The organism is Rhizobium sp. TRM95796 (assembly GCF_025779995.1).
Lineage (GTDB): Bacteria > Pseudomonadota > Alphaproteobacteria > Rhizobiales > Rhizobiaceae > Rhizobium_E.
This window is the reverse complement of record NZ_JAOXHE010000010.1, coordinates 51,944-64,524: the sequence shown is the minus strand read 5'-3', so window position 1 is coordinate 64,524 and position 12,581 is coordinate 51,944. Positions and strand designations below refer to the sequence as shown.

Below are 12,581 nucleotides of genomic sequence, written 5' to 3'. Positions count from 1 at the left end.
ATGGTGTCCAAAACCCAACCATTGCAGGGACTTAACGAGACCTTCATGATCGCTTTCAAGAAATTGTCGGCGGGCGTCGCGGATGCTCGAGGCAAGCGAGGAAGATTTCGGGATGCAAGTGATCAGCGTGGTGGAGCAGAATGCTCATGGGAATAGATGCGCCAATGACGGCGGCGAGGTTCTTCGTCCGTTGACGGCCAGGGAGCGCGACGCCGTTCGCCGCGCCGGGCTGTTGATCGAGCAGAATTTGTCGAACCCGCTCAGCTTGGGGCAGTTGTCGGACATGGTCGGGCTCAGCCAGCGTCGGCTGTCGCAGGGGTTTAGGGAGCAGTTCGGCAGCACGATTTTCGGTTATCTTCGCGAGAGCAGGTTGAGAACGGCACGTCGGCTGCTGGGGGAAACGGAAATGCCTCTCAAGCAGATCGCTTTCCTGATCGGCTATGGTCACGCCAACAATCTCATCGCCGCCTATCGCGAACGCTTCGGCGTCTCGCCGCGTCGCCATGCGCGGATTTCGGCCCTCGCATCGATGGAGTCCGTGCGACTGAGCGCTTGAGCCGGCGCCAGGCGCGATCAGGAGTCAACTGCCGATTTTGGCGACCCATTGCGACCACATGGCTTGCGGGGTCGCTGCGATGGCCCGCTCCGTGTCCGACGCCGAGAGGTGGCGAACTTCCCGCGGGGTCATGCCGAACAATCGGCGAAAGGCGCGGGTGAAGTTTTCCGGATTGGCGTAACCATGGCTCTCGGCGATCGAGGCGATGGCGACATGGCGCTGGTCGGACGCCCGCAGCGCATCCCAGGCGCGGCGCAAGCGCCGCTCATGCACGTAGGATTGGAAGCCGCCGAACCGCTCGAAAAGCCGATACAGCGAACGGCGCGACAGGCCGAAGCTGGCTGCGACCGTTTCGGCGGAGAGATCTGCATCGAGCAGATTGGCTTCGATGTGACGCCTGATGCTGGCGGTCAGCATCAGGTTCACCGCTTCGGCCTTTTCCTCCGAAAGTTCGGAGTTGATCGCCACAGCGGTGAGATCGACCAGCGGCTTCAGCGCGGCTTCCGCGTCTTCCGCGCGCAAGCGGTCGAGATTGCGGGTATAGCTGAGCATCGATTCCCGCAGCAGCGTCACCAGCGGCCGATCTCCCGGGATCACCAGCTCATGACAATTATCGGGCATTTTCAAAGAGGGTGCGAGCATGCGGCGCGGCAGCGCGAAGCTGATCTGCTCATGATCGGTCGTGGCGGTCGCCAGGGCCTGGGCCATGTCGATGAGATAAAGATCGCCCGGTTTGGCCGTCTGACCGCTGACGCGACCTTCGCTCTGTCCTTGCAGGTAGAACTGCAGCACATAGCCGTCCATCGCATCCTTGGCGATCTTCTTGCGGGAGCGATCGAACCGCTGACCGGCGCCGCGGATATGTCCGATGCCGACCTCGCCGACCAGCCAGGCGTCCACCGAGGCGAAAAATCCGTCCTCGATGCTCTTATGCGGGCGGGAATCGAAAATCACGCTGATCTGGTCGTGCCAGAGGTCCCAGGCGGGTCCTGGCGGCAGCTTGCGGGTGTCGAAGGAAGATCGCGGTATGCTCATCAAGGGGTCCGTGCGCCAATCCAGTCCGGCATTCTGCTCGAAATAGCTGCGGTTGTCAGTCGACGACGACGATTATGGTTTCTTGCGCTATACGGTTTGTCTCGGTGATTTATTCAACGCATCAGAGATTGCGGCTTTATCGGGCTTTACGCAACCGGCGCCGAACATCCCTCGGCTTTTACGCATATTCCAAAGTTCCATAATATAGATTACCACGTTATCCGCTGTGGAGGTGCCATTCACCAATGTGCCGCCTGTTGCCTGATCTCTCGAACCGCTTCATTCTGCTTCATATCAGGAGTCTCCATGCCGCGTTTCGCCGCCAACCTCACCATGCTGTTTACGGAAATGCCGTTCGAGTCTCGGCTTAGGGCGGCGGCCGAAGCCGGTTTCGATGCGGTCGAATTCCTGTTTCCCTATGGTCACGCTCCCGCCGAGATCGCCGGATGGGTCGAGGACGCCGGCTTGCCAGTGGCGCTCATCAATATGCCGCCGGGCGACTGGAGCGCCGGCGATCGTGGTCTGGCTGTCGATCCGCGCCGCCAGGACGAATTCGACGCGTCGCTGAGCCTCGCTGTGACCTATGCCGGCGCGCTCGGGGTCAGGAAGTTGCATTGCATGGCGGGCGTCGCAGAACGCGGTAATTCCGTTGCGGCCGGCGTCTATCGCGACAATCTTTCGAAGGCGGCCGACACAGCCGGCGCAATCGGCGCCGAAATCCTGATCGAGCCGCTCAATCCGCGCGATATGCCCGGATATTTTCTCGGTGATTTCAACGATGCCGCAGAGTTGGTCGATCGGATCGGCCATCCCTGTCTCAGGCTGCAATTCGATATCCATCACCGCCAGATCCTTCATGGCGACGTGTTGACCGGCCTGAGGTCGCTGTTTCCTCTGATCGGCCATATCCAGACAGCGGCGGTTCCGCATCGCGGAGAACCGGGCAGCGGCGAACTCGACGACGCCAGAATCTTCCGCGAACTCGACGCGCTGGGTTATGAGGGATATGTGGGGTGCGAATACCGGCCGATGGCGGGAACGACCGCCGGTCTTAAATGGCTGGACCGCTATCGCTGATCCCTATCCATCACATCGGTGAATCGGTCGAGGCGGATCGATTCACCGAAGTCGTTGGACGTGCGCCGGCGCGGCTGGAAGAATCGCGCCATGACAGGTTCATTCTCGACCCCCTTGCGCCTTCACCGCATCGATCCGACCCGCAACATGGCGCGTTTCTATCTCCTCAGCCTGCAGCACACCCTGTTCGGCGAAGTCTCGCTCATCCGTCAATGGGGCCGCATCGGCGGCGAAGGGCAGAAAAAAGTCGAGACCTTCGCCTCGGAAGACGACGCTGCGCGCGCCTGGGCGCGATTGGAGCGGATCAAGCGGCGGCGCGGCTATGCCTGAGGGGTCAGGCGGACCGGATCATCCGGGCGCATTTGTCGCCGATCATCATCGACGGCGCATTGGTGTTGCCGCCGATCAGCGTCGGCATGATCGAGGCGTCGGCGACGCGGAGGTTGGAAAGCCCCCTCACCTTTAATGTCTCCGGATCGACCACCGCCATGTCGTCGACGCCCATCTTCACCGTGCCGACGGGGTGATAGACCGTAAGCGCCTCGGCGCGGAGATAGGCGCGAATTTCATCGTCCGTCCGGACATCCCGACCCGGGAGAATTTCCGTGCCCTCGAGTTCGGCCAGCGCCGGCTGGGCGAAGATCGAGCGGGCCAGTTTGATGCCTTCGACTAGCGTGTCCAGATCTTCCGACCGGGTGAAGAAGCGATGGTCGATCAGCGCGTTGCGGCGCGTTCCATCTTCCGTGAGCCTGAGTTCGCCGATGCTTTTCGGCCGGAGAACACAGGTATGCACGGCAAAGCCGTGGCCATATTCGACCAGCCTGCCGCGATGGCTGCGATAGCCCGGCACGAAATGAAACTGGATATCGGGAAGGCCCGTCGAGAGCCGCGTCTTGGCGAAGCCGCCGGCTTCGACATAGTTTGTGGTCAGCATGCCCCTGCGGCGCAGGAGGTAATTCAGCGGGCTCGCGAGGATCGCCGGCAGATTGCCGAGCGACAGACCGAGCGTCTCGAGGCTTTTGGAGCGCATGGTGATCATGCCGTCTATATGATCGCGCAAGTTCTTGCCGACGCCGGGAATGTCGCGCTTCACCTCGACGCCGGCGGCGGCGAGCTCAGGCGCGGGGCCGAGGCCCGAAGCAAGAAGAATGCGCGGACTGCCGATGGAGCCTGCGGACAGGATGATTTCACCGCGCGCAACAATCTTGTGCGCAATTCCATCGCGCACGACATTTACGGCGGTTGTCCTGTCTCCCACGATATCGAGATCGACGACTTCGGTGTCCGGCAAAACATGGAGGTTCGCCCTGCCCGCGACCGGTTTTATGAATGCCGTGTGCGACGAAAAGCGGCTGCCTCTATCCTGCGTCACATTGTAGATGCCGACGCCATATTGGCTCGCGGCGTTGAAATCACTGTTTTCCGGCAGGCCCGCCTGCTTGCCGGCCTCTACGAACGCGCGCGCTACAACATTGGGGTCACGCGGCCTGTCGACCAAAAGTTCTCCTTCGAAGCCGTGATAGGTCGGGTCCTGGTCGATCAGGTTTCGTTCGAAACTCCTGAACACCGGCAGCACGTCGTCATAACCCCATCCCTTGCAGCCCAGCGCGGCCCATTCGTCGTAATCCTCGCGGGCGCCGCGGATATAGATCATCGAATTGATCGTGGAGGAGCCGCCGAGCGCCTTGCCGCGATTGACCGGAATGCGCCGGCCGTTCATCTCTGCTTGCGGAACGCCGACATAGCCGTAATCGAAGCGCGGATTGCCGTAGAGCGAGAGGATGCCGGCCGGCACTTTCACCCTGAGACTGTCATCCGAGCCGCCGCCTTCGATCAGGCAGACGGTTTTCGTCGCATCTGCGCTCAACCGGTTGGCGAGCACGCAACCTGCGGAGCCTGCGCCGACGATCACGTAATCGAATTCGAGCTTATCCATGCGCATGTCTCCGCCCTGTCGCGCCAGAAGCCCGGCGCGAGACTGGTATTGCGTGGGTGGAAGGGCGACGACGCTTAGTGCGCGTCGTCCTCGTCATTTCTCAAGAGCTCCAGGATCTCCCGCTTCATAGCGATGAATTCCGGCTCCAGCACGATGTCGGCCGAGCGCGGCCGGGGGATCGTGACCCTGATTTCCTTCTTGATCAGGCCGGGCCGCCCGGACATGACCAGCACGCGGTCCGCGAGCAGGATCGCTTCCTCGATGTCATGGGTGACGAAGAGCACGGTCTTCTTGGTCGATTCCCACACGCGCAGCAGCAGTTTCTGCATCTGGTGGCGCGTCTGGCTGTCGAGCGCGCCGAAGGGTTCGTCCATCAGCAGCACTTCGGGATCGTTGGCGAGCGCGCGGGCGATGGCGACGCGTTGCTTCATGCCGCCCGACAGTTGGGAAGGATAATGGTTGGCGAATTTCGACAGGCCGACCTCGGCGAGATAATGCTCGACCAGATCCTTGCGGGTGGCGGGGTTGACGCCTTTTCGCTTCGGGCCGTATTCGACATTCTGCGCGACCGTCAGCCAGGGAAACAGCGTGTAGCCCTGGAAGACCATGCCGCGATCGGGCCCCGGTTCGGTGACGCTGCGGCTCCCCACCGCGATGTCGCCGCCGGTCCGGTCCTCGAGCCCGGCGATCAGATAGAGAAGACTCGACTTTCCGCAGCCTGATGGCCCGACGATGACGCAGAACTCGTTCTTTTCGACATGCAACGAGATGTCGTTGAGCGCGAGAACCGATTTCTTGCCCGCGCCGTAACGCAACTGTACATGCGAGACGGAAATATCCGAGGAATTGTAATCGAGTTTGGACATGCGGCGCCTCTCAATTGGCCCAGGGCGCCAGATAGCGGCGAATGAGGCGGAAGATCTTGTCGGTGCAGAGGCCGAGCAGGCCGATCATGGCGATCGCCATGAAGATGACATCGACCTGGAAGCCGCGCGCCGCCTTCAGCGAGATATAGCCGAGGCCGGCGCGGGCGGCGACGAGTTCGGCGACCACCAGATAGGTCCAGGCCCAGCCCATGGTGACGCGCAGCACGTCGAGAATGTTGGGCAGGGTCGCCGGCAGAACGATGTGGAACACGGTCTCGATGCGGCGCGTGCCGAGCGTATAGGCGGCGTTGATCAGGTCGCGCGGCACCGAATGCGCGGCGTCGGCGATCATCACCAATTGCTGGAAGAATATGCCGAAGATGATCACGGCCATCTTCTGCTCGATGCCGATGCCGATCCACAGGATGAACAGCGGCACGAAGGAGGTGACCGGCAGATAGCGGATGAAGTTGACCAGCGGATCGAACAGCCCCTGCACGACGCGGTAGGAGCCCATCAGCAACCCGAGGGGGACCGCGAAGACGGAGGAGACGACGAAGCCGAGCATCACGACCTTGAGACTTGAGGACGTGTGTTCCCAAAGTTGGCCGTTCTGAGCAAATTTTAGCGTGGTTTCAAGGACATGGCCGGGGCTCGGCAGAAACATGTCCGGCACGTAGCCGGACAAGGTCACCAGGATCCAGAAGCCGATGACCAGCACCCAGACCAGCACGCCGAGGCCCGCCGTCAGCGTCGGCGGAATCGCGCGAAACGGCGACGCCATGTCTTTGAGAAGAGAACGTTGAGACAAATCGAAACTCCAGCTCCAGCCTTCGGGACAGGCGAGGCGCGTCTTCAGACCGGACGGCTGGGCCGCCCGGCGAAGAGGTGAGCGTTACTTGATGTCGAGGAACTGGGCGTCGACGACGTCCTCGAACTTGGCGTCCATCTTGACCTTGCCGAAGCCGCCCCAGATCTCGTTGCCGAGCTTGATCAACGTGCCGGCCTCACTATCGGCGCCGCCTTTGAAGAAGCGGGCGTTCTCGTCCTTGCCGTAGAAGTTCACCCCGGCGGCGGAATCGGCGAAATCCTTGGGATCGGACAGCCAGCCGCCAACGCCCTTGGCCATGATGGCGTAAGCCTCTTCCTTGTTGGTCTTGATGTATTCATTGGCCTTGTAGAGGCCTTCGACCAGAGCTTTCACGTCTTCCGGGTGCTTTTCGATATAGTCGCAGCGCAGCGACAGCACATCGACGATCACGCCCGGGGTCTTGGAGGAGTCGATCAGCACCTTGCCCTTGTTGGCCTTCTTGGCCAGCGTCAGATGCGGCTCCCAAGTCACGGCGACAGGGATGCGGTCTGCCATGAAGGCGGCGGCGGCGTCGTCGGCGGTCATGTTGGTGACCTTGACGTCCGCTTCCGTCATGCCTTCGCGCTTGAGCAGGATGTTGAACCAGAACTGCGAGACTGAGCCTTCGTTGAGGCCGACTTCCATGCCCTTCAAATCCTTGATGGAATTGACGGTGGTCGGCGTCAGCATGCCGTCGCCGCCGTGGCTGTCGTCGAGCGCATAGACCGTCTTGAAGCAGAATTCCTTGGTGCGGTATTGCAGCGTCTCGTCGATCGTGCCGGCGTCGCCGTCGAGTTCGCCCGAGGCTTCGGCCGCCATGGCGAGCGCATGGTCTTCGACGATCTGCAGATCGACATCCAGGCCCTTTTCCTTGAAGTAGCCAAGGTCGCGCGCGAGGAAGAGCGGGCCGTAACCGACCCAGGTTGTCATGCCGAGCTTCATCGTTCCGGCTTCGGCGGCGCCAGCCGCGAGGAGCGCGACGCCGGCGGCCAGCGAAGTCTTGAACAGGCGAGAAAGAGATTTCATGTGACGTTCCCTTGTCTGTGGTTCGTTCTCGACGTCCTGGCTCCCGACGGATGTCGCTTGGGCGGGAGGAGCCCAAGACCGTGCCGGACCGGCGTCTTTTTTCGTTGCCTATACAAGTAAGCATGGAACGTTCATTTGGAAAAATAGACTTTTCTGACGAATCTGATTAGGAAAAACCTAATCAGCAGCCATTCGCATGAGCTGGTGCGAAAAAAGGTCAAAAAATGTGCAGGCGGCTACAAGGCCTTGGGCGCCTGCCTTTTTGCAAGCAGATCCAGCTTTTCTATCTCGTCAGCGGCGCTTGTGGCCCATCGCCGGCGCCACCATCCCTGGAATATAGGAATCGGAAATGAACGCGCGGGCATGCGCGCTGAAGGCGGAAAGCAGGCGCGATTTTCGCAGCTGCTTGAGCGTCGCGACGCCGATGGTCATCGGCCTGTGATTGCCCGCGAGCCGCACGCGCGTGACGCGGCGGCCGTCCAGCGCCTGCTCGGAGCGCGACGTGACATTGGCGAGCGTATAACCGTAGCCGTTGGCGACCATGGTGCGGATGACATCCGGTTGCGAGAAGCGGAAGCCTATGGTGGGCTGGAGACCCTCCTTGAGGAAGAGCGCCATGAAATACTCCGCAGAAATCGGCATATCCAGGAGGATCAACGGCAGCTCGACCAGTTCCTGCAACGTCACGGCGGATTGGCGGGCCAGGGGATGCGTTTCGCCGACGACCGCATGCACGGGCAGGTCGACGAGCGGTAGGAAGTCTATGCCCTGCGGAATCTGCAGGTCATAGGTGATGGCGACGTCGATCGTCGCCTTATGCAGCCCTGACAGCAGCGTTTCCTGGTGATCGGCGAAGGGGCGGATCGACGCCTTCGGGAAAGCGGACATGAAGGAAAGCGCCAATTCCGGCAGGATCATCGGCGCGAGCGTGGTCAGGCAGCCGATATTGAGCTGCCCCCTCACCTCTTCCGAGGTCGCCGTGGCGGCCGAATACATCGCTTCGGCCTGTTCGATCAGCCGCTTCGCCTCCATCAGCATCACGCGTCCGGCCGGCGTCAGCGACAGGCCCTGGGCGTGATGACGGACGAAGAGCTGCACTTCCAGCTCCTGCTCCAATTGCGAAATCGCCGTGGAGATCGAGGGCGAGGAGATGTTGATGCGCTCGGACGCCTGCGAAATGCTGCCGGTTTCGCCGGCGGCGATGAAATATTCGAGCTGTCTCAGCGTGAAGCGCATACGGCGGATGTCCGGTGTTCGTCGGTTTCGCCGGTCCGGCGTCTCCGTTCAATCGAGCTTATCGTTCGCGAGCCTCTCAGCCCAGCCCGTTCTTGAGGGCGTAGAGCGCGCGAGAGCGCTCCAAATGCTTGATCATGGCGTTTTCGGCAGCATCGGGATCATGGGCTTCGATGGCGGCGATGATATCCTCGTGCTCGGCCAGCGTGAAATTCTCCTTGCCGGTCCAGATCAGCATTTCCGTGTGATAGGCTTTGAGCCAGCCGAGCATGGCCTCGCTCACCGCCTCGAAAATCGGATTGCCGGAGATGCGGGCGATCGCCGTATGGAATTCCATATCGGCGCCGATGAAACCTTCGGAATCGCCGAGCTGCGCTTTCTGCTTTTCGAGCTTGGACTTGAGTTCGCGGATCTGCTCGTCGGTTGCTTTCTCCGCCGCCTCGCGCACCATGCCGCGCTCGAAAAAGATGCGGGCTGACTTCAGATGTTCGAGCGAATCCGAAGAACCCGCCAGCATGACCTTGGCGGGCAGATCCACCTGGCGCAGCAGGGATTGGGCGGTGACCTTCAACACCCGCGCGCGTTCGCCATGCGAGATTTCCACCAGTCCCTTGCCGGCCAAGGCCTGCATGGCTTCGCGGATCGCCGGCCGGCCGACGTCGAACCGCTCCATCAGTGTTCTCTCGGACGGCATTTCGTCGCCGGCCTTGAGTTCGCCGGTTTCGATGAGCGCCTTTAAACGCAAAAACACCTCGTCGGAAAGTTTCCGCCGCACGATCGGTTCGGAGAGGATAGTCATCGCGTCACCTTCTGTTTCGCCGCTGATCTTATGCACGATTGCGCGAAGCAAGAAAACCGTCGGCAGGCCCTTGCATGACAGTGATACTCATTATACCAGTTGCCATCTAGCTGCAACGCGAATGCTCGGGGAGGAGCGGCGTGATCCGGGTCACCTATCGTATCGAAACAGCGGGCTCCATCGAAAAAATGGCCGCCAAGATCGCCAGCGACCAATCCACCGGCACATTCGTGGAGCTGCCTGGGGAAACGGAAGAACTCAAGGCCCGCGTCGCGGCCCGCGTCGTCGAGATCCGCCCCCTGCCCCCGACCGACAAGCCTTCATTTCCGGACGAAGGCGGCGGCGCGAAACTGTTTCACCGCGCCGATGTCGATATCGATTTTCCCCTGGATGCGGTGGGGACTGATCTCTCCGCGCTGATGACGATCTGCATCGGCGGGGTCTTTTCGATCAAGGGCATGACCGGCATCCGTATCGTCGATCTCAAACTGCCCGACGCGTTCCGCGCCGCTCATCCCGGACCGCAATTCGGCGTGCAAGGCAGTCGCAAACTGACCGGCGTCGCGGATCGGCCCATCATCGGCACCATCGTCAAGCCGGCGCTCGGCCTGCGACCGCATGAGACGGCGGAGATGGTCGGCGAACTGATCGAGGCCGGCGTCGATTTCATCAAGGACGACGAGAAGCTGATGAGCCCGGCCTATTCGTCGCTCGAGGACCGGGTTGCGGCGATCATGCCGCGCATTCTCGACCACGAGCAGAAGACCGGCAAGAAGGTGATGTACGCCTTCGGCATTTCGCATGCCGATCCCAATGAGATGATGCGCAATCATGATCTTGTGCTCAAGGCTGGCGGCAATTGCGCCGTCGTCAACATCAACTCGATCGGGTTCAGTGGCATGAGCTTCCTGCGCAAGCGTTCGGGCCTCGTGCTGCATGCTCATCGCAATGGCTGGGATGTTCTCACCCGGCATGCCGGCATCGGCTTCGAATTCTCCGTCTGGCAACAGTTCTGGCGTCTGCTCGGCGTCGACCAGTTCCAGATCAACGGCATCCGCGTCAAATACTGGGAGCCCGACGAGAGTTTCGTGCGCTCCTATCAAGCGGTGTCGACGCCGATCTTCGACGCCTCCGATTGCCCCCTGCCGGTGATCGGTTCGGGCCAGTGGGGCGGACAGGCGCCGGATACGATCAAGGCCACCGGCGGCTCGACCGATCTCCTCTATCTCTGCGGCGGCGGCATCGTCAGCCATCCGGATGGGCCCGGCGCGGGCGTCAAGGCCGTCCGGCAGGCCTGGGAGGCGGCGGCGGCGGATATCCCGCTCGACGACTATGCGCGCGATCATACCGAACTCGCCCGCTCGATCGAGAAATTCGCCGACGGCAAGGCCGCCTGAGACCCCTTCCCGGAGTAGGATATGACCCGCCCCCTGATCAGCTATTACGGCGACGATTTTACCGGCTCGACCGATGTAATGGAGGCGCTCGCGTCCAACGGCGTCGATACGGTGTTGTTTTTGAAGAAGCCCGGCGGCGAGTTGGTGGAGCGGTTTCGGCAGGCGCGCGCCATGGGTCTTGCCGGTACGAGCCGCAGCGAAAGCCCGGACTGGATGGATGTCCATCTGAGCGATGCCTTGAGGTGGCTTGGCGGGCTCGACGCCGAACTCTGTCATTATAAGGTCTGCTCGACCTTCGATTCCAGCCCGGGGATCGGAAATATCGGCAGGGCGATCGAGATCGGCGCAAACATATTCGGAAATCGGACCACGAGCCTCATCGTCGGCGCGCCGCAGATCCGCCGCTACACCGCTTTCGGCCAGTTGTTCGCCGCCTATCAGGGCAGGAATTACCGCATCGACCGACATCCGGTGATGAGCCGGCATCCGGTGACGCCGATGGATGAGGCGGATATTCTGCTGCATCTCGCGCGCCAGACGGAGCTTTCGTCGGCGCTGCTCGATTGCACCGGGCTCACGGGTCCCGATGTCGCCGGCGCGTTGAGTGCGGCGCTTGCGGAAGATCCCGCCATTCTCCTCATCGACGTCCTGGACGCGGGCACGCAGGCCGCCGCGGGGCAGATCTTGTGGAATGCGCTGCGGGATCGCGGCCGTTTCGTCTGCGGCTCCTCGGGCGTCGAATATGCGCTGATCGAAGCCTGGCGGCAGGAGGGGCTGATCGGTGCGAAGCCGGTTTTTGAGCCGGTCGGGCCCGTCGAGCAGATCGCCGTGGTCTCCGGGTCCGTGTCGCCGACGACGGAGCGGCAGATCCGTCATGCGCTGGCGCATGGGTTTGAAGCGGTAGCGCTCGATCCGCTGCATTTGACCGGCGACAATGCGGAAAACGAGGTTGAACGCGGCGTGGTCGCTGGTTTGGAGATCCTGTCGCGCGGCGCGAGCCCGGTCATCTTCACGGCGCTCGGACCCTCCGCCGATCGCGGCAGCGAGATCGATATGCGCGAGGGCGCGCGTCACCGGATTGGTCGGGGGCTGGGAAAGATCCAGAAACGTCTGCTGGTTGAAGCGAAACTTCGCCGCGCGGTGGTGGCCGGCGGCGATACGTCCAGCCATGCGCTCGGCGAAATGGGGATCGAGGCGCTGACGCTGGCCATGCCCTTGCCGCAGACGCCGGGCTCGCCGCTCTGCACGGCGCATGGCGGCGCTCTCGATGGCTTGCAGATCGCGCTGAAGGGCGGTCAAGTCGGCGGCGACGATTACTTTTCGATGATCCGCGCCGGTCGTCCCTGACGTTTCGAGAGAGGGCGGCTGTCCGCCCTCCCCGCGTGAGAGATGGATCAGGCCCTTGCGCGCTGGGCGTCGACGCTGAGCGGACCCGCGCCGGCAAAGACCAGATACAGGAACAGGAAGCAGTAGAGGATCGCCGCGTCGCCGCCATTGTTCATCGGGAAGAAATTCTGCGGCGCATGCGCGATGAAATAGGCGAAGGCGCACATGCCCGAGGCGATGAAGGCAGCCGGACGGGTGAGGAAGCCGACGGTCAAGAGAATGCCGCAGACCAGTTCGATGACGCCCGCCCACCAGCTCAGGCTGAAAGCGGCCGGATTCATGTCGGACAGGGGGAAGCCGAGCAGCTTGGCGGTGCCATGCTCGAGAAAGAGAAGGCCCGACATGATGCGGGTGATGCTGAGCATATAGGGCGAATAGGAGGTCAGTCTGTTGGTCAGCGTCATGTGTTTACTGCCTTGC

13 protein-coding genes are annotated in these 12,581 nt (G+C 61.9%); 5 read left to right on the top strand and 8 right to left on the bottom strand.

The features are described from left to right. Positions 1-112: 112 nt before the first annotated feature. Positions 113-556: a helix-turn-helix domain-containing protein gene (locus tag OCK01_RS20145; protein WP_263825494.1), complete on the top strand. Its 444-nt coding sequence runs from the start codon at positions 113-115 to the stop codon at positions 554-556. A 24-nt stretch (positions 557-580) separates the two neighbouring features. On the opposite strand, the gene OCK01_RS20140 is transcribed toward OCK01_RS20145, so the two are convergent. Next, entirely contained in the window at positions 581-1,591 is a 1,011-nt protein-coding gene (locus OCK01_RS20140) for a helix-turn-helix domain-containing protein (RefSeq protein WP_182829872.1), read from the bottom strand. A gap of 306 nt (positions 1,592-1,897) precedes the next feature. On the opposite strand from OCK01_RS20140, the gene OCK01_RS20135 reads away from it, so the two are divergent. Together OCK01_RS20135 and OCK01_RS20130 are read left to right on the top strand one after the other, a co-directional pair. Then, positions 1,898-2,668 (top strand): hydroxypyruvate isomerase family protein, encoded by a 771-nt coding sequence (locus OCK01_RS20135; RefSeq protein WP_263825493.1) that lies wholly within the window; start codon positions 1,898-1,900, stop codon positions 2,666-2,668. A gap of 90 nt (positions 2,669-2,758) precedes the next feature. After that, entirely contained in the window at positions 2,759-2,998 is a 240-nt protein-coding gene (locus OCK01_RS20130) for a WGR domain-containing protein (protein WP_263825492.1), read from the top strand. A gap of 4 nt (positions 2,999-3,002) precedes the next feature. Here the strand turns inward: OCK01_RS20130 and OCK01_RS20125 are convergent, their stop codons facing one another. The 6 genes from OCK01_RS20125 to OCK01_RS20100 all read right to left on the bottom strand — a co-directional run bounded on the left by OCK01_RS20125 (position 3,003) and on the right by OCK01_RS20100 (position 9,378). After that, positions 3,003-4,604: a GMC family oxidoreductase gene (locus OCK01_RS20125; RefSeq protein WP_263825491.1), complete on the bottom strand. Its 1,602-nt coding sequence runs from the start codon at positions 4,602-4,604 to the stop codon at positions 3,003-3,005. A 74-nt stretch (positions 4,605-4,678) separates the two neighbouring features. Continuing rightward, positions 4,679-5,470: an ABC transporter ATP-binding protein gene (locus OCK01_RS20120; protein WP_263825490.1), complete on the bottom strand. Its 792-nt coding sequence runs from the start codon at positions 5,468-5,470 to the stop codon at positions 4,679-4,681. Between the two features lie 10 nt (positions 5,471-5,480). Next, complete coding sequence (locus OCK01_RS20115) at positions 5,481-6,281, bottom strand: ABC transporter permease (protein ID WP_263825489.1); 801 nt, start codon at positions 6,279-6,281, stop codon at positions 5,481-5,483. An 84-nt stretch (positions 6,282-6,365) separates the two neighbouring features. Beyond that, positions 6,366-7,346: an ABC transporter substrate-binding protein gene (locus OCK01_RS20110; RefSeq protein WP_182829874.1), complete on the bottom strand. Its 981-nt coding sequence runs from the start codon at positions 7,344-7,346 to the stop codon at positions 6,366-6,368. A gap of 291 nt (positions 7,347-7,637) precedes the next feature. Further along, a complete protein-coding gene (locus OCK01_RS20105; RefSeq protein ID WP_263825488.1) occupies positions 7,638-8,582 on the bottom strand; it encodes a LysR family transcriptional regulator in 945 nt (314 codons plus the stop codon). 76 nt (positions 8,583-8,658) lie between these two features. Next, the gene (locus OCK01_RS20100) at positions 8,659-9,378 is read right to left on the bottom strand and encodes a transcriptional regulator NanR (RefSeq protein ID WP_182829876.1); all 720 of its coding nucleotides are present in this window, start codon (positions 9,376-9,378) and stop codon (positions 8,659-8,661) included. Positions 9,379-9,518: 140 nt separating this feature from the next. Between OCK01_RS20100 and oiaX the strand changes: the two genes are divergently transcribed. Together oiaX and OCK01_RS20090 are read left to right on the top strand one after the other, a co-directional pair. Beyond that, positions 9,519-10,775, top strand: a complete 1,257-nt coding sequence (gene oiaX / locus OCK01_RS20095) for a 3-oxo-isoapionate-4-phosphate decarboxylase OiaX (protein ID WP_263825487.1) — start codon at positions 9,519-9,521, stop codon at positions 10,773-10,775. Positions 10,776-10,796: 21 nt separating this feature from the next. Further along, on the top strand, positions 10,797-12,122 hold the full coding sequence (locus tag OCK01_RS20090; RefSeq protein WP_263825486.1) for a four-carbon acid sugar kinase family protein: 1,326 nt from the start codon (positions 10,797-10,799) through the stop codon (positions 12,120-12,122). Between the two features lie 47 nt (positions 12,123-12,169). On the opposite strand, the gene OCK01_RS20085 is transcribed toward OCK01_RS20090, so the two are convergent. Then, positions 12,170-12,565, bottom strand: a complete 396-nt coding sequence (locus OCK01_RS20085) for a DoxX family protein (RefSeq protein ID WP_263825485.1) — start codon at positions 12,563-12,565, stop codon at positions 12,170-12,172. Between the last annotated feature and the right edge of the window lie 16 nt (positions 12,566-12,581).

Excerpts from the sequence above, each read along its gene's own strand:
- OCK01_RS20145 (WP_263825494.1), top strand. The coding sequence starts at position 113 with ATGCAAGTGATCAGCGTGGTGGAGCAGAATGCTCATGGGAATAGATGC.
- OCK01_RS20140 (WP_182829872.1), bottom strand. The coding sequence starts at position 1,591 with ATGAGCATACCGCGATCTTCCTTCGACACCCGCAAGCTGCCGCCAGGA.
- OCK01_RS20135 (WP_263825493.1), top strand. The coding sequence starts at position 1,898 with ATGCCGCGTTTCGCCGCCAACCTCACCATGCTGTTTACGGAAATGCCG.
- OCK01_RS20130 (WP_263825492.1), top strand. The coding sequence starts at position 2,759 with ATGACAGGTTCATTCTCGACCCCCTTGCGCCTTCACCGCATCGATCCG.
- OCK01_RS20125 (WP_263825491.1), bottom strand. The coding sequence starts at position 4,604 with ATGGATAAGCTCGAATTCGATTACGTGATCGTCGGCGCAGGCTCCGCA.
- OCK01_RS20120 (WP_263825490.1), bottom strand. The coding sequence starts at position 5,470 with ATGTCCAAACTCGATTACAATTCCTCGGATATTTCCGTCTCGCATGTA.
- OCK01_RS20110 (WP_182829874.1), bottom strand. The coding sequence starts at position 7,346 with ATGAAATCTCTTTCTCGCCTGTTCAAGACTTCGCTGGCCGCCGGCGTC.
- OCK01_RS20105 (WP_263825488.1), bottom strand. The coding sequence starts at position 8,582 with ATGCGCTTCACGCTGAGACAGCTCGAATATTTCATCGCCGCCGGCGAA.
- OCK01_RS20100 (WP_182829876.1), bottom strand. The coding sequence starts at position 9,378 with ATGACTATCCTCTCCGAACCGATCGTGCGGCGGAAACTTTCCGACGAG.
- OCK01_RS20090 (WP_263825486.1), top strand. The coding sequence starts at position 10,797 with ATGACCCGCCCCCTGATCAGCTATTACGGCGACGATTTTACCGGCTCG.
- OCK01_RS20085 (WP_263825485.1), bottom strand. The coding sequence starts at position 12,565 with ATGACGCTGACCAACAGACTGACCTCCTATTCGCCCTATATGCTCAGC.